This is a genomic window from Pseudomonas sp. NPDC079086 (assembly GCF_044542155.1).
In the GTDB taxonomy this organism is placed as follows: Bacteria; Pseudomonadota; Gammaproteobacteria; order Pseudomonadales; family Pseudomonadaceae; genus Aquipseudomonas.
This window is the reverse complement of the sequence record NZ_JBITTY010000004.1, coordinates 138,958-159,821: the sequence shown is the minus strand read 5'-3', so window position 1 is coordinate 159,821 and position 20,864 is coordinate 138,958. Positions and strand designations below refer to the sequence as shown.

19 protein-coding genes are annotated in these 20,864 nt (G+C 60.8%); 15 read left to right on the top strand and 4 right to left on the bottom strand.

The window, feature by feature from the left end; translation table 11 throughout:
- Nucleotides 1–86: 86 nt before the first annotated feature.
- The 6 genes from gatC (at nucleotide 87) to ACIGEK_RS18755 (ending at nucleotide 5,436) form a co-directional block, all read left to right on the top strand.
- Nucleotides 87–374, top strand: coding sequence for an Asp-tRNA(Asn)/Glu-tRNA(Gln) amidotransferase subunit GatC (gatC, locus tag ACIGEK_RS18780; protein ID WP_397494768.1), 288 nt, complete (start codon nucleotides 87–89; stop codon nucleotides 372–374).
- A gap of 15 nt (nucleotides 375–389) precedes the next feature.
- Nucleotides 390–1,841 carry an Asp-tRNA(Asn)/Glu-tRNA(Gln) amidotransferase subunit GatA gene (gene gatA / locus ACIGEK_RS18775; protein WP_397494767.1) on the top strand — a complete coding sequence of 484 codons (1,452 nt, stop codon included), beginning with the start codon at nucleotides 390–392 and terminating at the stop codon, nucleotides 1,839–1,841.
- A gap of 106 nt (nucleotides 1,842–1,947) precedes the next feature.
- Entirely contained in the window at nucleotides 1,948–3,414 is a 1,467-nt protein-coding gene (gene gatB / locus ACIGEK_RS18770) for an Asp-tRNA(Asn)/Glu-tRNA(Gln) amidotransferase subunit GatB (protein WP_397494900.1), read from the top strand.
- A gap of 71 nt (nucleotides 3,415–3,485) precedes the next feature.
- Complete coding sequence (locus tag ACIGEK_RS18765; protein ID WP_397494766.1) at nucleotides 3,486–3,857, top strand: septal ring lytic transglycosylase RlpA family protein; 372 nt, start codon at nucleotides 3,486–3,488, stop codon at nucleotides 3,855–3,857.
- Between the two features lie 100 nt (nucleotides 3,858–3,957).
- Nucleotides 3,958–5,055, top strand: a complete 1,098-nt coding sequence (locus tag ACIGEK_RS18760) for a calcium/sodium antiporter (protein ID WP_397494765.1) — start codon at nucleotides 3,958–3,960, stop codon at nucleotides 5,053–5,055.
- A gap of 3 nt (nucleotides 5,056–5,058) precedes the next feature.
- Complete coding sequence (locus ACIGEK_RS18755; RefSeq protein ID WP_397494764.1) at nucleotides 5,059–5,436, top strand: carboxymuconolactone decarboxylase family protein; 378 nt, start codon at nucleotides 5,059–5,061, stop codon at nucleotides 5,434–5,436.
- 54 nt (nucleotides 5,437–5,490) lie between these two features.
- On the opposite strand, the gene ACIGEK_RS18750 is transcribed toward ACIGEK_RS18755, so the two are convergent.
- The 3 genes from ACIGEK_RS18750 to ACIGEK_RS18740 all read right to left on the bottom strand — a co-directional run bounded on the left by ACIGEK_RS18750 (nucleotide 5,491) and on the right by ACIGEK_RS18740 (nucleotide 8,425).
- Nucleotides 5,491–6,432 (bottom strand): AEC family transporter, encoded by a 942-nt coding sequence (locus ACIGEK_RS18750; protein WP_397494763.1) that lies wholly within the window; start codon nucleotides 6,430–6,432, stop codon nucleotides 5,491–5,493.
- A 166-nt stretch (nucleotides 6,433–6,598) separates the two neighbouring features.
- Nucleotides 6,599–7,159 carry a response regulator transcription factor gene (locus tag ACIGEK_RS18745; protein ID WP_090243369.1) on the bottom strand — a complete coding sequence of 187 codons (561 nt, stop codon included), beginning with the start codon at nucleotides 7,157–7,159 and terminating at the stop codon, nucleotides 6,599–6,601.
- Between the two features lie 12 nt (nucleotides 7,160–7,171).
- Nucleotides 7,172–8,425 carry an ATP-binding protein gene (locus ACIGEK_RS18740; protein WP_397494762.1) on the bottom strand — a complete coding sequence of 418 codons (1,254 nt, stop codon included), beginning with the start codon at nucleotides 8,423–8,425 and terminating at the stop codon, nucleotides 7,172–7,174.
- Nucleotides 8,426–8,640: 215 nt separating this feature from the next.
- Between ACIGEK_RS18740 and ACIGEK_RS18735 the strand changes: the two genes are divergently transcribed.
- Nucleotides 8,641–9,351, top strand: a complete 711-nt coding sequence (locus ACIGEK_RS18735) for an SIMPL domain-containing protein (RefSeq protein ID WP_397494761.1) — start codon at nucleotides 8,641–8,643, stop codon at nucleotides 9,349–9,351.
- Between the two features lie 223 nt (nucleotides 9,352–9,574).
- Complete coding sequence (locus tag ACIGEK_RS18730) at nucleotides 9,575–11,173, top strand: ABC transporter substrate-binding protein (protein WP_397494760.1); 1,599 nt, start codon at nucleotides 9,575–9,577, stop codon at nucleotides 11,171–11,173.
- Between the two features lie 59 nt (nucleotides 11,174–11,232).
- On the opposite strand, the gene ACIGEK_RS18725 is transcribed toward ACIGEK_RS18730, so the two are convergent.
- Nucleotides 11,233–12,459, bottom strand: a complete 1,227-nt coding sequence (locus ACIGEK_RS18725) for a M24 family metallopeptidase (RefSeq protein WP_397494759.1) — start codon at nucleotides 12,457–12,459, stop codon at nucleotides 11,233–11,235.
- Between the two features lie 168 nt (nucleotides 12,460–12,627).
- Between ACIGEK_RS18725 and ACIGEK_RS18720 the strand changes: the two genes are divergently transcribed.
- The 7 genes from ACIGEK_RS18720 to ACIGEK_RS18690 all read left to right on the top strand — a co-directional run bounded on the left by ACIGEK_RS18720 (nucleotide 12,628) and on the right by ACIGEK_RS18690 (nucleotide 20,846).
- Nucleotides 12,628–13,191 (top strand): cupin domain-containing protein, encoded by a 564-nt coding sequence (locus ACIGEK_RS18720; RefSeq protein WP_397494758.1) that lies wholly within the window; start codon nucleotides 12,628–12,630, stop codon nucleotides 13,189–13,191.
- 268 nt (nucleotides 13,192–13,459) lie between these two features.
- A complete protein-coding gene (locus ACIGEK_RS18715; RefSeq protein ID WP_397494899.1) occupies nucleotides 13,460–15,031 on the top strand; it encodes an ABC transporter substrate-binding protein in 1,572 nt (523 codons plus the stop codon).
- Nucleotides 15,032–15,243: 212 nt separating this feature from the next.
- Nucleotides 15,244–16,836 (top strand): ABC transporter substrate-binding protein, encoded by a 1,593-nt coding sequence (locus ACIGEK_RS18710; RefSeq protein ID WP_397494757.1) that lies wholly within the window; start codon nucleotides 15,244–15,246, stop codon nucleotides 16,834–16,836.
- A gap of 130 nt (nucleotides 16,837–16,966) precedes the next feature.
- Nucleotides 16,967–17,977 carry an ABC transporter permease subunit gene (locus tag ACIGEK_RS18705; RefSeq protein WP_397494756.1) on the top strand — a complete coding sequence of 337 codons (1,011 nt, stop codon included), beginning with the start codon at nucleotides 16,967–16,969 and terminating at the stop codon, nucleotides 17,975–17,977.
- A gap of 10 nt (nucleotides 17,978–17,987) precedes the next feature.
- Complete coding sequence (locus tag ACIGEK_RS18700; protein ID WP_397494755.1) at nucleotides 17,988–18,890, top strand: ABC transporter permease subunit; 903 nt, start codon at nucleotides 17,988–17,990, stop codon at nucleotides 18,888–18,890.
- Between the two features lie 10 nt (nucleotides 18,891–18,900).
- Nucleotides 18,901–19,875 carry an ABC transporter ATP-binding protein gene (locus ACIGEK_RS18695; RefSeq protein WP_397494754.1) on the top strand — a complete coding sequence of 325 codons (975 nt, stop codon included), beginning with the start codon at nucleotides 18,901–18,903 and terminating at the stop codon, nucleotides 19,873–19,875.
- On the top strand, nucleotides 19,875–20,846 hold the full coding sequence (locus ACIGEK_RS18690; protein ID WP_397494753.1) for a peptide ABC transporter ATP-binding protein: 972 nt from the start codon (nucleotides 19,875–19,877) through the stop codon (nucleotides 20,844–20,846). The genes ACIGEK_RS18695 and ACIGEK_RS18690 overlap by 1 nt, the downstream gene beginning before the upstream one ends.
- Nucleotides 20,847–20,864 lie beyond the last annotated feature (18 nt).

The following is a 20,864-nucleotide window of genomic DNA, read 5'->3' as shown; positions in this document are numbered from 1 at the left end:
TGTTCCCTGCACACCCGTGCATGGCGACTCGTTCACATTTCCAAAAGCGGCCAGCAAATGCGCTGCTTTATATAGGGAGAAACCTGATGGCGCTTGAACGCTCCGACGTGGAGAAAATCGCTCATCTGGCTCGACTGGGCCTGAATGAAGCCGATATCCCGGGTACCACTGAGACCCTGAACAACATTCTCGGCCTGGTTGACCAGATGCAGGCGGTTAATACCGACGACATCGAACCGCTGGCTCACCCGCTGGAAGCCACCCAGCGCCTACGCGCCGACCAGGTCACCGAACGCAACCAGCGCGAGGCCTACCAGGCCATCGCACCGGCCGTGGAAAACGGCCTGTATCTGGTTCCGAAAGTCATCGAGTAAGGGAAAAGCCTAGCCATGCATCAATTTACCCTGGCCGAGATCGCCCGCGGACTCGCCGACAAACAGTTTTCCGCTGAGGAACTGACGCGCAACCTGTTGGCGCGCATTGCCCAACTCGACCCGCAGCTCAACAGCTTTATCACCGTCACCGAAGAACTGGCGCTTGAGCAGGCGCAAGCCGCTGACGCACGCCGCGCCAACGGTGAGAACGGCGCCTTACTCGGCGCACCGATTGGTCATAAAGACCTGTTCTGTACCCAAGACGTGCTCACCAGCTGCGGCTCGAAGATCCTCACCGGTTTCAAGGCTCCGTATAACGCCACTGTGGTCGAAAAACTCGCAGCCGCCGGCAGCGTAACCCTGGGCAAGCTGAACATGGACGAATTCGCCATGGGCTCGGCCAACGAATCCAGCCACTACGGCGCGGTGAAAAACCCGTGGGACGTCACCCGCGTACCCGGCGGCTCCAGCGGCGGTTCGGCGGCAGCGGTGGCTGCCCGCCTGCTGCCCGCGGCCACCGGCACCGACACCGGCGGCTCGATCCGCCAACCCGCCGCGCTGACCAACCTCACCGGGATCAAGCCGACCTACGGTCGCGTTTCGCGCTGGGGCATGATCGCTTACGCCTCCAGCCTCGACCAAGGCGGCCCGCTGGCGCGCACCGCTGAAGATTGCGCACTGATGCTGCAAGCCATGGCCGGCTTCGATAGCAAGGACAGCACCAGCGTTGATCAGCCGGTTGATGACTACCTGGCCGCACTGACTCAGCCGCTCGCAGGCCTGCGCATCGGCCTGCCGAAGGAATACTTCGGCGCTGGCCTCGATGCCCGTATCGGCGAGAAGGTGATGTCGGTGGTCGAAGAACTGAAGAAGCTCGGCGCCACGGTTAAAGAAATCAGCCTGCCGAACATGCAGCACGCCATCCCGGCCTACTACGTGATCGCCCCGGCCGAAGCCAGCAGCAACCTCTCGCGCTTCGACGGCGTGCGTTTTGGCTATCGCTGCGAAAACCCAGTGAATCTGGAAGACCTGTACAAGCGCTCGCGCGGTGAAGGCTTCGGCGCGGAAGTGAAACGCCGCATCATGGTCGGCACCTACGCGCTGTCCGCCGGCTACTACGACGCGTACTACCTGAAAGCGCAGAAGATCCGCCGCCTGATCAAGAATGATTTTGTCGCCGCCTTCAACGAAGTCGACGTGATCCTCGGCCCAACCACGCCAAACCTGGCCTGGAAGCTCGGCGAGAAGAACAACGATCCGGTCGCCGCCTACCTGGAAGATATCTATACCATCACCGCCAACCTCGCCGGCATTCCCGGTTTGTCGATGCCTGCTGGCTTCGTCGATGGCTTACCGGTCGGTGTGCAACTGCTCGCCCCTTACTTCCAGGAAGGCCGCTTGCTCAACGTCGCCCACCAGTACCAACAGGTTACTGACTGGCACACACAAGCTCCGGCTGGATTCTGAGGACGACACGCATGCAATGGGAAACCGTGGACCGTGGTCTGCCTGGAAATTCACGCCCGACTCAACGCCAGCAAGTCACTGACTGGCATCAACCAGTCCTGAGCGGATTCTAAGGAGCACAGACATGCAATGGGAAACCGTAATCGGGCTGGAGATTCACGCCCAGCTCAGCACCCAATCGAAGATTTTCTCTGCCAGCGCCATCACTTTTGGTGCCGAGCCCAACACCCAGGCCAGCCTAGTTGACCTGGGCATGCCCGGCACCCTGCCGGTGCTGAATGCCGAAGCGGTGCGCATGGCCTGCAAGTTCGGCCTGGCCATCGACGCTGAAATCGCCAGCACGAACATCTTCGCCCGCAAAAACTACTTCTACCCGGACCTGCCCAAGGGCTACCAGACCAGCCAGATGGATCACCCCATCGTCGGCAAGGGCTTTCTTGATATCACTCTGGAAGACGGCAGCCAGAAGCGCATCGGCATCACCCGCGCGCACTTGGAAGAAGACGCTGGCAAAAGCCTGCACGAGGACTTCCAGGGCATGAGCGGCATCGACCTCAACCGTGCCGGCACGCCGCTGCTGGAAATCGTCTCCGAGCCAGACATCCGCTCGGCGAAAGAAGCCGTGGCCTATGTCAAAGCCATCCACGCGCTGGTGCGCTACCTGGGCATCTGCGACGGCAACATGGCTGAAGGCTCGCTGCGTTGCGACTGCAACGTCTCGGTACGCCCGAAAGGCCAGGCCGAGTTCGGCACGAGACGCGAGATCAAAAACGTCAACTCATTCAAGTTCATCGAGCGTGCGATCAACACCGAAATTGAATGGCAGATTGATGAAATTGAGTCCGGCAACAGGATCGTGCAAGAGACAGTGCTGTACGACGTAGCAGCCAACAAGACCAAGTCAATGCGCAGCAAGGAAGAAGCCAACGACTACCGTTACTTCCCCTGCCCGGACCTACTGCCGGTAGTGATTGGGCAAAGCTTCCTCGACGAGATTCGCGCCAGCCTGCCAGAGCTGCCGGTGGAGAAGCGCGCACGTTTCGAGGCCGAGTTCGGCCTGAGCACCTACGACGCTGACGTACTGGCCGCCAGCCGCGAACTGGCCAACTACTTCGAGGCCGTAAATGCCGTGTGTGGCGACGCCAAGCTGGCCGCCAACTGGGTGATGGGCGAGCTGTCCAGCCTGCTCAATAAAGACAACCTGGAGATCGAGCAGTCGCCAGTGTCCGCCGAGCAGCTGGGCGGGATGATCCTGCGCATCAAGGACAACACCATCAGCGGCAAGATCGCCAAGATGGTCTTCGAAGCCCTGGCCGCCGGTGAAGGCGCAAGCGCCGATGAAGTGATCGAGAAGAAGGGCCTCAAGCAGGTCACCGACTCCGGCGCCATCGAGTCGATGCTCGATGAAGTGCTGGCCGCCAACGCCGAGCAGGTTGAACAGTACCGCGCCGCTGACGAAGCCAAGCGCGGCAAGATGTTCGGCTTCTTCGTCGGTCAGGCCATGAAGGCCTCGAAAGGCAAGGCCAACCCAGGCCAGGTGAACGAACTGCTGAAGAAAAAGCTCGAAGCTTGAGCCTTGTGGTAATACACAACGCCGGGTCAGCCCGGCGTTGTTTTGTCCGCTGCCAACTGCCAGGAACCACCATGCGCCTGTTATTGATTGCCATCACCAGCTTGCTGCTCAGCGCCTGCGCCAGCCAGGGCCAGGTCGATCCGCATGGTTACCACGCCGAAGGTCAGGCGTCCTATTACGGCGCGCGCCACCACGGCAACAAGACCGCCAGCGGTGAACGCTTCGACCAGAACGCCCTGACCGCCGCGCACCGCAGCCTGCCGTTTGGCAGCCGGGTACAGGTGACCAACCTGCGTAACGACAAGAGCGTGGTGGTGCGCATCAACGACCGCGGTCCCTACGCCAAGAAGCGCATCATCGACCTTTCGCAAAAAGCAGCCGAACAGCTGGATATGCTGCGCGACGGTGTAGTGCCGGTGCGCGTGGAACAACTGGCCGACTGAACACAGCTGTTTACAAAGAAGCCGTAGACAGCCCTGTTCAGCCCCTGGCGCCGCGCAAGCCGATGATTAAACTAGCGCCACTTTTATGGAGCTCCTTGCAATGACCCTGATGACCTTCGTTTATCTGATCGCCGGCCTGGTGCTGCTGGTGGCCGGCGCTGAAGTGCTGGTACGCGGCGCGGCCAAACTGGCAGCCCAATTCGGCATTCCGCCACTGATCATCGGCCTGACCGTAGTGGCCTTTGGCACCAGCGCGCCGGAAACCGCCGTCAGTGTCCAGGCTGCATTGAACGGCAGCGGCGACCTGGCCATCGGCAACGTAGTCGGCAGCAATATTGCCAACGTCCTGCTGGTGCTGGGCGCAACTGCCCTGGTCGCACCACTGATCGTCTCGCGCCAACTGATCCGCTTAGATGTACCCATCATGATTGGCGCCAGCCTGGTGGTTTACGCCCTGGCCTGGGACGGCGCCCTTAGCCGCCTTGAAGGCGCGCTGCTGTTTGCCGGTGTAATCAGCTACACCGCCTTTTTGATCATCAGCAGTCGCAAGGATAAAGCCGCCGCCGAGGATGACGAATTCGTCAAAGAGTTCGGCCTCGATGAACCTGCAAAACCCTACGCCTGGGCGGTCAATCTGGGATTTCTGATTGCCGGCCTAGTGCTATTGGTTGTGGGCTCCAACTTCTTGGTTGAAGGCGCGGTCAGCCTGGCCCGCGCGCTCGGACTGTCGGAGCTGGTAATCGGCCTGACCGTGATCGCCATCGGCACCTCGCTGCCGGAGTTGGCCACGTCGATCATCGCTGCCTTCAAGGGCGAACGTGATATCGCAGTGGGCAATATCGTCGGCAGCAACATCTTCAACTTGCTCTGCGTACTGGGCCTGGCCTCACTGGTCTCGCCCAACCCGATCAGTGTTGCGGCCAACGCCCTGGCCTTCGACTTCCCGGTGATGATCGCCGTGGCCGTAGCCTGCCTACCAATTTTCTTTTCCGGCTACCGTATCAATCGCTGGGAAGGGCTGCTGTTCATTGCTTACTACCTGGCTTACACGGCCTATCTGGTACTGTCATCGACCGGCCGCCCGTTCGCCGAAGTCTTTGGTGACGCCATGCTCGGCTACGCCCTGCCGCTGACCGCCGTGACCTTGGTGATCATTGCCGGTCGAGCCTGGCATAAACAACGCGACCAGGAGGTTTAGAGCATGAGCGAAAGCCATGAACAGGGCCTGAAAGTCCGCCGCGAAGTGATGGGCGATGCCTTTGTCGACCGCGCCTTGGGCAACGCCACCGAGTTCAGCCAACCGCTGCAGGACTTCGTTAACGAGCACGCCTGGGGCGGCGTCTGGACCCGCGAAGGCCTGGATCGCAAGACCCGCAGCCTGATCACCCTGTCGGCGCTCACCGCACTGAAATGCCCGCAGGAGCTCAAGGGCCATGTGCGCGGCGCACTGAACAACGGCTGCACAGTGGAGGAGATCCGCGAGACATTGCTGCATTGCGCGGTGTATGCCGGTGTGCCGGCGGCCATTGATGCCTTTCGTGCAGCGCAGGACGTGATCGACGACTTCCAGCAAGCCTGAACGCAGCAAAACAAAAGCCGGGCAATGCCCGGCTTTTTTATGCCCACAGAATTACTAAATCCAACCTGCCCACTGCAGTACGAATAGCCCCAGGTTGGTGGTCACCACCGTGGCCAGGGTGGTTAGCACGATGATCGCCGCCGCCAACTGATGATTGCCTCCCACCGCCTTGGCCATGACGAAGCTGGCCGCCGCCGTAGGGCTGGCAAAGTACAGAAAGAGAATCGCCAGATCAGCATCGCGAAAACCCCACAACCAGGCACCCAGTGTCGCCAATAGCGGCAGCCAGAGCACCTTCATCAGGCTTGAACTGATAGCCATGCCACTGCTCTCGCGCAGCGATTCCAGGGTTAGGGTGCCGCCAATGCAAATCAACGCCAGCGGCAGGCTCATTTGCGCAAAGTAGCCGCCGGAGGTCAGCAGCCAAGCCGGCAGTGGGATTTGCCAAGCGGCAAATGGAATCGCCAGCAACACACCGACGATCAAGGGATTGGTGGCAATACTCTTGCTCAGACTCCAGACATCGGTCTTGGCCTGCGGGCTGTAGATGGCCAGCACAATCGCCGACAGGATGTTGTAGCTGAGAATCACCACCCCGCCGAGCACCGCGCCGACCGACAGACCGTAATCGCCATACATGCTAGTAGCCAGCGCCAGGCCGATGATGCCGTTATTACCGCGAAACGCGCCCTGGGTGTAAATGCCGCGATCCACCTCAGGGCAGCGCAGGATTGCCCAACCCCAAGCCAGCAGAAAGCAACCCAAGGTCGCCAGCACGAAATACAGCAACAGCGCCGGCTGCAACGCAGTATTCAGATCGGCTTTTACAATCCCGAGAAACAACAGAGTGGGCAGCGTGCCGCGAAACACCAGCGCAGACGCGGTGTTGATAAAGGCCGTATCAATAAGCCCCAGACGTTTGAGCGCCACGCCGAGAAACAGCATGGAGAACACCGGGGCGGTAACGCTGATGGTTTGCTGAACAACGGCGAGCATGACAGCCCCTGACCACTTAGATAGGGGGCTAATGATAGCAAGGCTGCCTGGTAGAAAGCTTTCAGCAGCCTTTCATGCGAGAAAAAACGCCGCCAACATTTTTTAACGTCGAGCAGCGACGGCCCGCAGGGTGGCTGCCATGGATGGCAGGCCATAAAAATAATCGTCAGCGGCGTACCGGACGCTTCTGCAACTTGCGCTGCAGGGTGCGCCGGTGCATACCCAGGGCACGGGCGGTGGCGGAGATATTACCCTCATGTTCGCTGAGCACGCGCTGGATATGCTCCCACTGCAGGCGATCCACCGACATCGGGTTTTCCGGCACCAGGGTGTCCAGGTCGGCATGCTGGGTCAGCAGCGCAGCCAGTACGTCATCAGCATCGGCTGGCTTGCACAGGTAGTTGCAGGCGCCACGTTTGATCGCTTCTACCGCCGTGGCAATGCTCGAATAACCGGTAAGGATCACCACACGCATTTCGGCGTCCAGCTCCAGCAGCTTGGGCAGCAGCACTAGGCCGGAATCACCTTCCATTTTCAGATCGACCACGGCGTAATCCGGCAGATCCTGTTCGGCCAGGGCTAGGCCTTCTTCGGCCGAGCCGGCGGTGGAAACCCGCAGGCCACGCCGGCTCATGGCACGCGCCATGACGCGGGTGAAGGTCGGATCATCATCGACCAGCAGCAGGTGCGGTTGTTCTTCGCCTTCGAACAGCACTTCATCGCTCATACAGATACTTCCTTAGGCTCGGCCATAGGCGCGCGGCAACTTCAGCTCGGTGAGCGTGCCGCCTTCTTCATGGTTATACAGTTTAACCGTGCCGCCGGCACGGGTGACGCTGGCCTGACTGAGGAACAAACCCAGGCCGAAACCCTTGCCTTTGGTGGTAAAAAACGGCCGCCCCAGCTGCTCGGCAATCGCCAGAGGTACGCCGGCGCCGAAGTCGCGGATGCTCAAGCGCAGCCACTGGTGATCCCAGTCCAGGCGAATATCCAGTTTGTCCGGGCAGGCGTCGGCGGCGTTGTTCAGCAAGTTGAGCAAGGCCTGGGTCAGATCGGCCGGCGGCATCATCCGTGGAGCCGCACCGCGACCCAGGCATTGGTAGCGATAACTGGCTTCGGGGCGCATCAGGTGCCAGCGATTGAGGGTGGTTTCCAGCCATTCCACCGAGGACAACTCGATCACCGCCTGACGCCGATCCGCCTCGGCGGCGCGCACCAGATGCTGCAGGGTTTCCTTACACAGTTTGACCTGCTCCTGCAGCACCGCCAGATCCTCTTGCAGGGTCGGCTCCTGATGCTCGCGGCGCAGCTCCTTGATCAGCACGCTCATGGTCGCCAGCGGTGTACCCAACTCATGCGCGGCACCAGCCGCCTGGGTCGCCACGGCGAGCAGCTGCTGGTCACGCAAGCCTTCTTCACGGCGCTCGGCGCGCAACTCTTCCTGATGGCGCAGCTCTTCGGCCATCTTCGCTACGAAAAAGGTGATCAGCCCTGCAGCCAGGGCAAAGCTCAGCCACATGCCGTAGATCAGCAGGCTCTCCCGTGGCCCCGCCGGCAACGCCAGCGGATGCGACCAGACCAGTAGAAAGGTGTAGCCGCCCAGTGCCAGGCCGGACAAGGTGATGGTGTAGAGCCAGGGCAAGGTCGCCGCGGCGATGGTCAGCGGCACCAAGTAATAGGAAACAAAAGGATTGGTCGAGCCACCCGAGTAATACAGCAGCAGGCTGTGGATGATCAGGTCGCAGCCCAGTTGCACCGCGTATTCCTGCTCGGTCACTGGCCACGGCCCGCGCAGACGCAGCGCGGTGAGCAGACACAGCACCAGGGAAATACCGAGGGTGACGCTCAGTTCCAGCCAGGGCAGCGGCAACGCACCGGACTTGTACGCCAGGCCCACAGAACCCGCCTGCGCCGCCAGCACCAGAATGCGGATCAGGGTCAGACGCCAGAGGTTTTGCCGGCTCGCCGACAGTAGCTGCACAGGTGCGAGCATAGAATCTCCAAAATGCTCATTTAGCGAGCCGCAGGAGTATAACCAAGCCTCTGTGCGCCTAACTGCGGCAACACGCCGCAGCCGAAGCCGCAAGAGCGCTACACACAAACCAGGAAAAATTCTGGAACCGGATTTAACCCGTTCAGTCTGATAGCTACGTCTACCCTCTGGAAAGCCGCGCATAACCCATGCGCTCATCACATAAAGGAATCGTCATGCTGCCATTGTCCCGCCTCGCCACTGCCCTGCTGCTGAGCGCAACCACCCTGTTGAGCGCCACGGCCATGGCCGAAGAAGCGCGCTACAACCAGGTCGCGCTGCGCGCCGAGGTCAATCAGGAAATCGCTCACGACCTGATGCACGTCACCCTCTACAGCGAAGCCCAGGACAGCGACCCAGCCGCTCTCGCCGCACAAATCAGCAAGACCCTCAACGCCAGCATCGCTCAGGCGCGCAAGGTCAAAGGCGTCAGCGTCGCCTCCGGCAGCCGTAACAGCTACCCGGTTTACGACGACAAGGGCCAGAAAATCACCGCCTGGCGTGAACGCGCCGAGTTGCGCCTGGAAAGCGCTGACTTTAGCGCCCTGTCCAAGCTCACCGGGGAAATGCTGCAAACCCTGAAAATGGGCGGAATGAACTTCAGCATCGCCTCAGACACCCGCAAAACTCACGAAGACGCCCTGCTCAAGGACGCCGTCGCAGCCTTCAAAGCCCGCGCGCAACTCGCCACCGAAGCTCTCGGCGGCAGCGGTTACAAGCTGGTTAGCCTGAGCCTGAACAGCGGAGGCTTCCAGCCGCCGATCATGCGCATGGAAGCGATGAAAGGCGCGGCGATGATGGATGCGTCAGCCACGCCGGATATCGAAGCCGGCACCAGCCAGGTCAGCATTAACGCTGACGGGGTGATCGAAGTGCAGATGCCGTAAAAACTGCTACAAACAGAAGCAGCGCCGTTATCCGACGATAGCGGCGCTTTGCCATATTTTTCTCGCACTTTTATAGAAATGCGACACCAACATACTGTTGCATCGTCATTCCTGTTCTCTCTGCGACATGCCACTTGCCTACGGCATACGCCCTGCATAGCTTCTCCCAAGGTCTCCATAAGAGGCCCCTCAGGATCACAACCACAATAACCATGAGGTCACTATGCGTAAGAACGCCGTCATTCAGGCTTTACTCGCCGCTGGGCTGATCGCCAGTACCCCGCTTGCCAGCGCCGCCGGCAATCTGGTGTTTTGCTCCGAAGGCAGCCCCGCCGGGTTCGACCCTGGCCTGTACACCACCGGCACCGACTTCGATGCTGCAGCGGAAACCGTGTTCAACCGCCTGAGCCAGTTCGAGCGTGGCGGCACCGCAGTCATCCCCGGCCTGGCCGAGAAGTGGGACATCAGTGAAGACGGTCTGAGCTACACCTTCCATCTGCGCCCAAACGTGAAGTTCCATACCACCGAATACTTCAAGCCGAGCCGCACCTTTAACGCCGATGACGTGCTGTTCACCTTCCAGCGCATGCTCGACAAGGATCACCCGTTCCGCAAAGCCTACCCGTCGGAATTCCCCTACTTCACCGACATGGGCATGGACGCGAATATCGCCAAGATCGAAAAAATCGACGACATGACCGTCAAGTTCAGCCTCAACGAAGTCGACGCTGCCTTTATCCAGAACTTGGCGATGAGCTTCGCCTCGATCCAGTCCGCCGAATACGCCGACAGCCTGCTCAAGGCCGGCAAAGCGGCTGACATCAACCAGAAGCCTATCGGCACCGGCCCTTTCGTGTTCAGCCGCTACCAGAAGGACGCGGTGATCCGCTTCAAGGGCAACAAGGAATACTGGCAACCGGATGAGGTGAAAATCGACAACCTGATCTTCGCCATCAACACCGACGCCTCGGTGCGTATGCAGAAGCTCAAGGCTGGCGAATGCCAAGTCACCCTGTTCCCGCGCCCGGCAGATCTGGACGCGCTGAAAAAAGACCCAAGTCTGGATATGCCTGAGCAGGCCGGTTTCAACGTCGGCTATATCGCTTACAACGTCACCCACCCGCCGTTTGATAAACTCGAAGTGCGCCAGGCACTGGACATGGCGGTGAACAAACAAGGGATTATCGACGCGGTCTACCAGAGCGCTGGCCAACTGGCGGTCAACGGTATGCCGCCGACCCAGTGGTCCTATGACGACAGCATCAAAGATCCGGCCTACGACCCGGAAAAAGCCAAGGAGCTGCTCAAGGCCGCCGGCGTCAAGGAAGGCACCGAAATCACCCTGTGGGCCATGCCCGTGCAGCGCCCGTACAACCCCAACGCCAAGCTGATGGCCGAAATGCTGCAAAGCGACTGGGCCAAGGTCGGCATCAAGGCCAAGATCGTCAGCTACGAATGGGGCGAATACCTCAAGCGTGCCAAGGCCGGCGAACACGACGCCATGCTGATCGGCTGGAGCGGCGACAACGGTGACCCGGACAACTGGCTGGGCACCCTGTACGGCTGCGACGCAGTCGACGGCAACAACTTCTCCAAGTGGTGTGATGCCGACTACGACAAGCTGGTCAAGGCCGCCAAGCGCGTGACCGACACCGCCGAGCGCACCGAGCTGTACAAGCAGGCTCAGGTAATCCTCAAACGTGAAGTACCGATCACCCCGATCGCCCACTCCACGGTCTACCAGCCGATGAGCAAGAAAGTCGTGGACTTCAAAATCAGCCCATTCGCGCTGAACTCGTTCTACGGCGTCGGCGTCAAGTAACCAGCCTGGCAATAAAAAACGGCGGCCAATGGCCGCCGTTTTATTTACTGCAACAGCACTTATCCCAGGCCGAACGGATCATCCAGCGAATGGCTCGGCGCGGTGAACCAGCGCGGCCCATCGGCGCTCATGTAGAAGTGATCCTCCAGACGCACGCCGAACTCGCCCGGCACGCAGATCATCGGCTCATTGCTGAAGCACATGCCCTCTGCCAGCGGCGTCAGATCGCCACGCACCAGATACGGCCCCTCATGGATATCCAGGCCGATACCGTGGCCGGTGCGGTGCGGCAGGCCCGGCAACTTGTAATCAGGGCCCAGGCCCGCCGCTTCCAGGGTGCGCCGCGCCGCAGCATCCACCGTCTGACAGGGCTGACCGAGTTGTGCGGCCTCGAATGCAGCCAGCTGCGCGGCCTTCTCGATATTCCAGAAATCACGTTGACGCTGACTGGGTTCGCCGAAGACATAGCTGCGGGTGATGTCCGACAGGTAGCCGTGCACCTGGCAACCGGTGTCGATCAGCACCATATCGCCCTGCTTAAGGGTCTGCGCGTGTTTAACGCCATGGGGAAAAGCACTGGCCGGACCAAACAGCACGATGCAGAACGTCGAGCCTGCAGCCCCGACGGCGCGATGCGCCTGCTGAATAAACTCGGCGACCGCCGTGGTGCTGATGCCTTCGTGCAGCACACTGGCGACGGCCTTTTGCACCTCGAGGGTCATGTCCTTGGCGCGCTGCATCAGGGCCAGTTCCGCCGCTGATTTGCGCTGCCGGCAGTAAGCACTGACCACCGCGCCATCGACAAACTCGTAGCCTCTGGCCAGGCGGCGTATGCCGTCGACCATAAAGAACGCCAGCGTCGGACAGAGGCCGATTTTCACTGGCTGCTCTGGATCGGTCGTGATACCCATCCGCTGCAGGGTGTCGAGCAGCAACTGATAGGGGCTTTCGTGCTCCTGCCAGGTATTGATGTCGCCAGCGAGCACCTGGATATCGCGAATCGTCCCGACCTCGAACGCCGGGGCGAGATATTCCAGCGGCCCATCAGCCGGGAGAATGGCCCCCACCATGCGTTCACTGGGATGCCAGCGCACGCCGGTGAAATACTGCAGATTGCTGCCGGCGTTGATAAACATCGCGGCAATACCTTCGGCCTGCATCCGCGCCTGGGCGCGACTCACCCGTGCCTGGTATTCACCAAGCGCGATTGGTTGCGCGCCATCCATCATATTGTGCAGCCCGGCAAGCGCCTGTTGCGGCGTACAACCTCCGACACCGAGGGTCATCTCGCGCTCCTTTGCATAGATTGTGATTTGCTTGCGTGAAATTTAAGTCTGACTTAAATAGAGCGCAACGATTATTTTAGTGCTACTTAAATTCACAGGCATTGTCCGACGACTTTTATGCGCGGCGCCGAACGGTATACTGGCGCTCTTTCAGCATGAGCCAGGGTTATGACCGCAGATCGCATCGGAGAACGTTTGCGCCGCTATCGGCGGGCCGCGAAGAAGACCCTGAATGAAGTCGCGAGCGAGTCGGGGCTTACCGCCAGCTTTCTCTCCCAGGCCGAGCGCAACCTTACTGGCATCTCGATTTCCTCATTGGCCAGCATCGCCAAGTCACTCGATATTCCGCTCAATGTGCTGTTCGACCAACCACCGCAACCCGAGCCCGACTCCCACCAGGGCGAGCGGGTGCGCTACACCATCGAAGGCCAGCCACTGGCCTACGAACGGCTGTCCAGCAGCTTTCCGGGCAACCAGCTAAACGCGGTAAAAATGAGCATGCCGGTCGGCTATCAATCCGAACTAATCGCCCATGAAGGTGCCGAATTTGCCTACGTATTATCCGGCAAGATTCTCTACACCATCGACGGGCGCCAATACCCATTGAGCGCCGGCGACTCGGTGCACTTCGATGCCGGCAAGGCCCACCGCCTGGCCAATGTCGGCAGCGAAGTAGCGGAAATGCTGGCTATCACTACCCTGAGCCTGTTCGACGACCACAGCACGCCCTGACCTCGTACAGCGGTACTGCTCTAGCACAACGTCGTAACAGACAATGTTAGTAGCGCTTAATTTTTGTTGACCTCAATTTCAGCATGACTTAATTTCGAGCGCGACAGGTTGCTGAGCGATTTCGCTCCACCGCAGCTCTGGGCCGGCCTCTTCACCCGACAGGCCGGAACGCAGCGGTGCTGATCACAGCCCACGAGGCTGGCCCTCAATGACGCCCAAAAAAAGAATAAATGAGGTACTCATGCGCACTCACACGTCCATCCAGGCCATGCTCGTCGCCGGACTGCTTCTCGGCTCGACATACGCATCCGCCAGCAACCTCGTGTACTGCTCCGAAGGCAGTCCTGGCGGTTTCGACCCGGGCCAATACACCACCGGCACCGATTTTGACGCTGCCTCGGAAACCCTATTCAACCGCCTTGCCCAGTTCGAGCGCGGCAGCACCCTGGCCGTACCGGCCCTGGCGACTGAATGGCAGGTCAGTGACGACGGTCTCAGCTACACCTTCAAGCTGCGGCCTGGGGTGAAATTCCACAGCACCGACTACTTCACCCCCAGCCGCACCTTCAACGCTGATGACGTGGTGTTCACCTTCCAGCGCATGCTCGACAAGGATCATCCGTTCCGTAAGGCCTACCCGACCGAGTTCCCGTACTTCACCGACATGGGCCTGGACAAGAACATCGCCAAGGTGGAGAAAGTCGACGACCTCAGCGTGCGCTTCACCCTGAACAATGTGGACGCGGCCTTTATCCAAAACCTGGCGATGAACTTCGCCGCCATTCACTCCGCCGAATACGCAGACCAGCTGCTCAAGGCTGGCAAAGCCGCCGACATCAACCAGAAGCCAATCGGCACCGGCCCCTTCGTGTTCAACCGCTATCAGAAAGATGCGCAAATTCGCTTCAAGGGCAACAAAGACTACTGGCTGCCTGAAGATGTGCAGATCGACAACCTGATCTTCGCCATCAATACCGACGCCTCGGTGCGCGCGCAAAAGCTCAAGGCTGGCGAATGCCAGATCACCCTGAACCCACGCCCAGCGGATCTCGCCGCGTTGCAGAAAGCCCCTAACCTGCAGGTGCCCAGCCAGCCTGGCTTCAACCTGGGTTACATCGCCTACAACGTGACCCGCGCGCCATTCGACAAAGTCGAAGTGCGTCAGGCGCTGGACATGGCCATCGATAAACCGGCGATCATCAGCGCGGTCTACCAGGGCGCCGGGCAACTGGCGGTCAACGCCATGCCGCCGACCCAGTGGTCCTATGACGAAAGCATCAGCGCCATCCCGCAAGACATCGAAAAAGCCAAGGCCCTGCTCAAACAGGCTGGCGTGGCCGAAGGCACCAAGATCACCTTGTGGGCCATGCCCGTACAGCGCCCGTATAACCCTAACGCCAAACTGATGGCCGAAATGCTCCAGGCCGACTGGGCCAAGGTCGGCATCAAGGCAGAGATCGTCAGCTACGAGTGGGGCGAGTACATCAAGCGTGCCCATGCCGGTGAGCATGACGCCATGCTGATCGGCTGGACCGGCGACAACGGTGACCCGGACAACTGGCTCGGCACCCTGTACGGCTGCGATTCGGTCAATGGCAACAACTTTTCCAAGTGGTGCGATGCCGGCTACGACAAAATCGTCAAACAGGCCAAGGCGATTACCGATCGCGACGCCCGCAGCGAGCTTTATCAGCAGGCGCAGCAGATCATCCAGCAACAACTGCCGATCTCCCCGATCGCGCACTCAACGGTCTACCAGCCCATGCGCAACAGCGTAAAAGGCTTCGAGATCAGCCCCTTTGGGCGCAACAGCTTCTACGGCGTCAGCAACACACGCTGAGAGTGGCATCAACGGCGGGCCTAAGCGCCCGCCGAACACCTAATAAAAACGACTGTATTCCTCCTCCGGCAACCACCGGCTGAGTGTTTCGTAGCTGCCAAAACGTTAGCAAAAGTGTGCTTCCCAGGCGTTGCCGGGGCTGTTTCGCCCCGCCGAGAGATAGTCCGCAAAGCACTCATTGCCCGATAAAAAGCCGTTACAGGAGCCCACAGATGACATTCGCCCTTCGCGCCAGCATTGTTTTGAGCCTCGCCTTCGGCTGCGCGGCCGTCCAGGCAAAACCATTGGTGGTGTGCACCGAGGCAGCGCCGGAAGGCTTCGATATCGTGCAATACACCACGGCGGTAACCGCCGATGCGACGTCTGAAGCGCTGTTTGATCGCCTGGTGCGCTTCAAGCCCGGCACCACCGAAATCGAACCGGCCCTGGCCGAGCGCTGGGACATCAGCCCGGACGGACTGAGCTACACCTTTCACCTGCGCAAAGGGGTGAAATTCCACAGCACGCCCTGGTTTACCCCCAGCCGCGAGATGAACGCCGATGATGTGCTGTGGAGCATCCAGCGCCAGCATGACCCCAAGCACCCTTGGCATGCCCAGGCCAACCGCGGCTTCCCGTATTTCGAGGCTATGGAGTTCGGCAAGCTGATTGGCCGCATCGAAAAACTCGACGAGCACAGCGTGCGCTTTGTACTCAATCAGCCACAGGCGCCCTTCCTCGCCGATCTAGCCATGGGCTTTACCTCGATCTATTCCGCCGAGTATGCCGAGCAGCTGCTCAAAGCCGGCAAGCAGGAACTGCTCAACAGCCAACCGGTCGGCACAGGGCCATTCGTGCTGCAGCGCTACGCCAAGGATGCTCAAGTGCGCTACACCAGCCATCCGGACTACTGGGATGGCGAACCGGCTTCGGAAAAGCTGCTGTTTGCCATTACCACAGATCCCAATGTGCGCATCCAGAAACTGCGCTCCGGAGCCTGCAACATTGCCCTGTATCCACGCCCCTTCGATATTCCGGCGCTCAGGGCCGATGACAATCTGAAGGTGCTGGAGCTTGACTCACTGCTGACCGCCTACGTAGCCCTCAACGTGCGCCATAAACCGCTGGACGATATGCGCGTGCGCCAGGCGATCAACCTAGCGGTCGACAAGCAGGCCTACCTCGGCGCGCAATTCGGTGCCGAGGGTGCCAGCATCGCGGTAGCACCCTACCCTTCGACACTGCTCGGTTATAACAGCCAGCTTGAGGGCTGGCCCCATGATCCTCAGCGCGCCCGTCAGCTGCTCGCAGAGGCTGGCCACGCGGATGGCATCAGCCTGTCGATCTGGACCCGCCCAGGCGGCGGCCCCACCAACCCCAACCCATCACTCGGTGCACAGATGCTGCAGGCCGACCTGGCAGCGGTCGGCATCAAAACCGACATCCGCGTGATGGAGTGGGGCGAGCTGATCAAACGGGCGAAAAATGGCGAGCATGACCTGGTGTTTATGGGCTGGGCCGGCGACAACGGCGACCCGGACAATTTCCTCACGCCCAACCTGTCCTGCGCCGCCGCGCAGAGTGGCGAGAACCTGGCAGGCTGGTGTGATACAGAATTCGACCGACTGATCATCCAGGCCCGGGAAACCACCGAACCGCAGCAGCGCGCTGCGCTCTACCGCCAGGCACTGGCGATTTTCCACCAACAAGCACCGTGGATTCCCCAGGCCCACCCCAAGCAATTCAGCGCGATCAGCCGTGATATCGAGGGTTTTACCCTCAGCCCCATGGGCTCAAATAATTACGCCAAGGTAAAGCGGCACTGATTCTGCAAGCAGCACTCAAAACAGGGCTACTGGCGCGCACCAGCCGTGCGCCAGTGGCAGATCGACACAATATGCCCGCGGCCCACGTAGCCGTTGGCGCGAATACACTGATGCGGAGTAACAAAACCCCATGTTTGCTTTTATTGCACGCCGCCTGGGATTGCTGATCCCCACCTTCTTCGGCGTCACCTTGCTGACCTTTGCACTGATCCGCATGATCCCCGGCGACCCAGTGGAAGTCATGATGGGCGAACGCAGAGTCGACCCGGAAATGCATGCCCAGGCCATGGAGCGCCTGGGTTTGAACAAACCCTTATATGCCCAGTATTTCGACTACATCGGCAAGCTGGCCCAGGGCGACCTGGGTGAGTCGCTGCGTACCCGCACCGGCGTCTGGGATGAATTCACCACGCTGTTTCCCGCCACCCTGGAATTGTCCCTCGCCGCCCTGTTGTTCGCCGGCACCCTGGGGCTGATCGCTGGGGTGATTGCTGCACTGAAACGGGGCTCATTGTTCGACCATGGGGTGATGGGCATCTCGCTCGCCGGTTATTCCATGCCGATTTTCTGGTGGGGCCTGCTGCTGATCATGTTCTTCTCGGTGTGGCTGGGCTGGACGCCAGTATCCGGGCGCATCGACCTGCTCTACGACATCCCGCCGGTCACCGGTTTTATGCTGATCGACACCCTGCTCTCGGATGAGGAAGGCGCATTTGTCGACGCCCTACGCCATCTGATCCTGCCGGCCATCGTGCTCGGTACCATCCCGCTGGCGGTTATCGCCCGCATGACCCGCTCGGCGATGCTTGAAGTGCTGCGCGAGGACTATGTGCGTACCGCCCGCGCCAAGGGCCTGTCGCCGGCCCGCGTGGTGTTTGTGCATGGCCTGCGCAACGCACTGATCCCGGTGCTCACGGTGTTCGGCCTGCAGGTCGGCGCGCTGCTGGCGGGCGCGGTACTGACCGAAACCATCTTCTCCTGGCCGGGTATCGGTAAATGGCTGATCGAGTCGATTGGTGCGCGTGACTACCCGGTGGTACAGAACGGCATTCTGCTGATCGCCTGCCTGGTGATTCTGGTCAACTTCGTGGTGGACATCCTCTACGGCCTGGCCAACCCACGCATTCGCCATCAGCGCTAAGGAGAGCCCAATGACTACGCAAGCCACACTCGATCAAACCTTGTTCTACCCTTCGCCGCTTAAGGAATTCTGGCAGGCCTTCGCCCACAACAAGGGCGCAGTCGCCGGGCTGGCGTTTATGATCCTGCTGGTGATCTGCGCGCTGTTTGCGCCGTGGATCGCCCCGCACGACCCCAGCGAGCAATACCGCGAGTTTCTGCTCACCCCACCCGCCTGGCTGGAAGGTGGCCAGCTGCAATTTCTGCTGGGCACCGATGAAGTCGGCCGCGACCTGCTGTCGCGGCTGATCCATGGCGCGCGGCTGTCGCTGCTGATCGGCCTGGCCTCGGTCCTGATGTCGTTGATCCCCGGCATCCTTCTCGGGCTGGTTGCCGGGTTCTTCCCGCGCCTGCTTGGCCCGTCGATCATGCGCCTGATGGACATCATGCTGGCCCTGCCGTCGCTGCTACTGGCGGTGGCCATCGTCGCCATCCTCGGCCCAGGGCTGATCAATACCATCTTCGCCATCGCCATCGTCTCGCTGCCGTCCTATGTGCGCCTGACCCGCGCCGCAGTGATGGGCGAGCTGAACCGCGATTACGTCACTGCCGCACGCCTGGCCGGCGCCAGCCTGCCACGGCTGATGTTTATCACCGTGCTGCCCAACTGCATGGCGCCACTGATCGTGCAGGCCACCCTGAGCTTCTCCTCGGCGATTCTCGATGCCGCAGCACTGGGTTTTCTCGGCCTCGGCGTGCAACCGCCTACCCCCGAGTGGGGCACCATGCTGGCGTCGGCGCGCGACTATATTGAGCGCGCCTGGTGGGTGGTTAGTCTTCCCGGCCTGACCATTCTGCTCAGCGTGCTGGCAATCAATCTGATGGGCGACGGGCTGCGCGATGCACTCGACCCAAAACTCAAGAATGCGCAGTGAGGATCCCCGCATGAGCCTATTAGATATCAAGAACCTCAGCGTGCGCTTCGGCGACGCCAGTGCCATTCCGGTGGTCGACGGCCTCGACCTGCGTGTGGAGAAGGGCGAAGTGCTGGCCATTGTCGGCGAGTCCGGCTCCGGCAAATCGGTGACCATGATGGCGCTGATGGGCCTGATCGACGCCCCCGGCATCGTCACGGCCGACAGCCTGCAGTTCGACGGCACCGACATGCTGCGCCTCAAAGGCCGTCAGCGCCGACACATCATCGGCAAGGACCTGTCGATGGTCTTTCAGGACCCGATGACCGCACTCAACCCCAGCTTTACCGTGGGCTTCCAGATCGAGGAAGTGCTGCGCCAGCACCTTGGTCTCAAGGGCCAGGCCGCCCGCCAGCGCGCCTTGCAGTTGCTCGATAAGGTGGAAATCCCCGCCGCCGCCAGCCGCCTTAATGCTTACCCACACCAGCTGTCCGGTGGCATGAGCCAACGGGTGGCGATTGCCATGGCGATTGCTGCCGAACCGAAACTGCTGATCGCTGACGAACCGACCACAGCGCTCGATGTAACCATTCAGGCGCAGATCATGGACCTGCTGGTCAACCTGCAACGCGAAGAGAACATGGGCCTGGTGCTGATCACCCATGACCTGGCCGTGGTCGCCGAGACCGCGCAACGAGTCTGCGTGATGTATGCCGGGCAAGCAGTGGAGATTGGCAGCGTACCCCAGCTGTTCACCGCCCCTAGCCACCCCTATACCGAGGCGCTGCTCAAGGCAATTCCCGAACACAGCCAGGGCCAGCGTCGCCTGACCACCCTGCCCGGTATCGTTCCCGGCCGCTATGACCGTCCGACTGGCTGCCTGCTGTCACCACGCTGCCCCTACGCCCAGGCCCACTGCCGTGAACAACGGCCAACCCTGGATGCCCATGAACGTGGCGCGGCGCGCTGCTTCTACCCGCTCAACCTGACTGCGGAGGTGGCCTGATGAGCGCCGTCCTGACTGCCCGAGACCTAACCCGCCACTACGAGATATCCCGTGGCCTGTTCCAGCCCAACGCTCAGGTGCAGGCGCTCAACGGCGTGTCCTTTGAACTGCAGGCTGGCAAAACCCTGGCAGTGGTCGGCGAGTCCGGCTGCGGCAAATCCACCTTGGCCCGCGCGCTGACGCTGATTGAGCAACCCAGCTCAGGCTCGTTGCAGATCGCCGGACAAGAAGTGACAGGCGCCAACAAGGCCCAGCGCAAACAGTTGCGCCGTGATGTGCAGATGGTTTTTCAGAACCCCTACGCCTCGCTCAATCCACGGCAAAAGGTCGGCGACCAGCTCGGCGAGCCGCTGCTGATTAATACCGTGCTGTCACGCCAGGAACGGCGTGAGCGGGTGCAGGCAATGATGCAACAGGTCGGCCTGCGCCCCGAGCACTACCAGCGCTACCCGCATATGTTCTCCGGCGGCCAGCGCCAGCGCATCGCCCTGGCTCGCGCGATGATGCTGCAACCCAAGGTGCTGGTGGCGGATGAGCCGACCTCGGCGCTGGACGTGTCGATCCAGGCCCAGGTGCTCAACCTGTTTATGGACCTGCAGGAGCAGTTCAACACCGGCTACGTATTTATCTCGCACAACCTCTCGGTGGTGCGCCACGTTGCCGACGATGTATTGGTGATGTACCTCGGCCGCCCGGTGGAGATGGGCCCCAGCGAGCTGATCTATAACCGTCCGCTGCATCCTTACACCCAGGCGCTGCTGTCAGCGACGCCGACCATTCATCCTGATCCGAGCAAACCGAAGATCAAGATCAGTGGCGAGTTGCCCAACCCGCTGTCACCACCCAGCGGCTGCGCCTTCCACCAACGCTGCCCACATGCCAACGAACGCTGCCAGGTTGAACAGCCGGCGCTGCGCCTGCTCGATGCACGGCAAGTGGCTTGCCACCATGCCGAGCAGATCAATAGCTAAATGATGTAGGTCCCGGCC

What these genes read in the sequence shown, in the direction of transcription:
- gatC (WP_397494768.1), top strand. Translation starts at nt 87, where the DNA reads ATGGCGCTTGAACGCTCCGACGTGGAGAAAATCGCTCATCTGGCTCGA.
- gatA (WP_397494767.1), top strand. Translation starts at nt 390, where the DNA reads ATGCATCAATTTACCCTGGCCGAGATCGCCCGCGGACTCGCCGACAAA.
- ACIGEK_RS18765 (WP_397494766.1), top strand. Translation starts at nt 3,486, where the DNA reads ATGCGCCTGTTATTGATTGCCATCACCAGCTTGCTGCTCAGCGCCTGC.
- ACIGEK_RS18760 (WP_397494765.1), top strand. Translation starts at nt 3,958, where the DNA reads ATGACCCTGATGACCTTCGTTTATCTGATCGCCGGCCTGGTGCTGCTG.
- ACIGEK_RS18755 (WP_397494764.1), top strand. Translation starts at nt 5,059, where the DNA reads ATGAGCGAAAGCCATGAACAGGGCCTGAAAGTCCGCCGCGAAGTGATG.
- ACIGEK_RS18750 (WP_397494763.1), bottom strand. Translation starts at nt 6,432, where the DNA reads ATGCTCGCCGTTGTTCAGCAAACCATCAGCGTTACCGCCCCGGTGTTC.
- ACIGEK_RS18745 (WP_090243369.1), bottom strand. Translation starts at nt 7,159, where the DNA reads ATGAGCGATGAAGTGCTGTTCGAAGGCGAAGAACAACCGCACCTGCTG.
- ACIGEK_RS18740 (WP_397494762.1), bottom strand. Translation starts at nt 8,425, where the DNA reads ATGCTCGCACCTGTGCAGCTACTGTCGGCGAGCCGGCAAAACCTCTGG.
- ACIGEK_RS18735 (WP_397494761.1), top strand. Translation starts at nt 8,641, where the DNA reads ATGCTGCCATTGTCCCGCCTCGCCACTGCCCTGCTGCTGAGCGCAACC.
- ACIGEK_RS18730 (WP_397494760.1), top strand. Translation starts at nt 9,575, where the DNA reads ATGCGTAAGAACGCCGTCATTCAGGCTTTACTCGCCGCTGGGCTGATC.
- ACIGEK_RS18725 (WP_397494759.1), bottom strand. Translation starts at nt 12,459, where the DNA reads ATGACCCTCGGTGTCGGAGGTTGTACGCCGCAACAGGCGCTTGCCGGG.
- ACIGEK_RS18720 (WP_397494758.1), top strand. Translation starts at nt 12,628, where the DNA reads ATGACCGCAGATCGCATCGGAGAACGTTTGCGCCGCTATCGGCGGGCC.
- ACIGEK_RS18715 (WP_397494899.1), top strand. Translation starts at nt 13,460, where the DNA reads ATGCTCGTCGCCGGACTGCTTCTCGGCTCGACATACGCATCCGCCAGC.
- ACIGEK_RS18710 (WP_397494757.1), top strand. Translation starts at nt 15,244, where the DNA reads ATGACATTCGCCCTTCGCGCCAGCATTGTTTTGAGCCTCGCCTTCGGC.
- ACIGEK_RS18705 (WP_397494756.1), top strand. Translation starts at nt 16,967, where the DNA reads ATGTTTGCTTTTATTGCACGCCGCCTGGGATTGCTGATCCCCACCTTC.
- ACIGEK_RS18700 (WP_397494755.1), top strand. Translation starts at nt 17,988, where the DNA reads ATGACTACGCAAGCCACACTCGATCAAACCTTGTTCTACCCTTCGCCG.
- ACIGEK_RS18695 (WP_397494754.1), top strand. Translation starts at nt 18,901, where the DNA reads ATGAGCCTATTAGATATCAAGAACCTCAGCGTGCGCTTCGGCGACGCC.
- ACIGEK_RS18690 (WP_397494753.1), top strand. Translation starts at nt 19,875, where the DNA reads ATGAGCGCCGTCCTGACTGCCCGAGACCTAACCCGCCACTACGAGATA.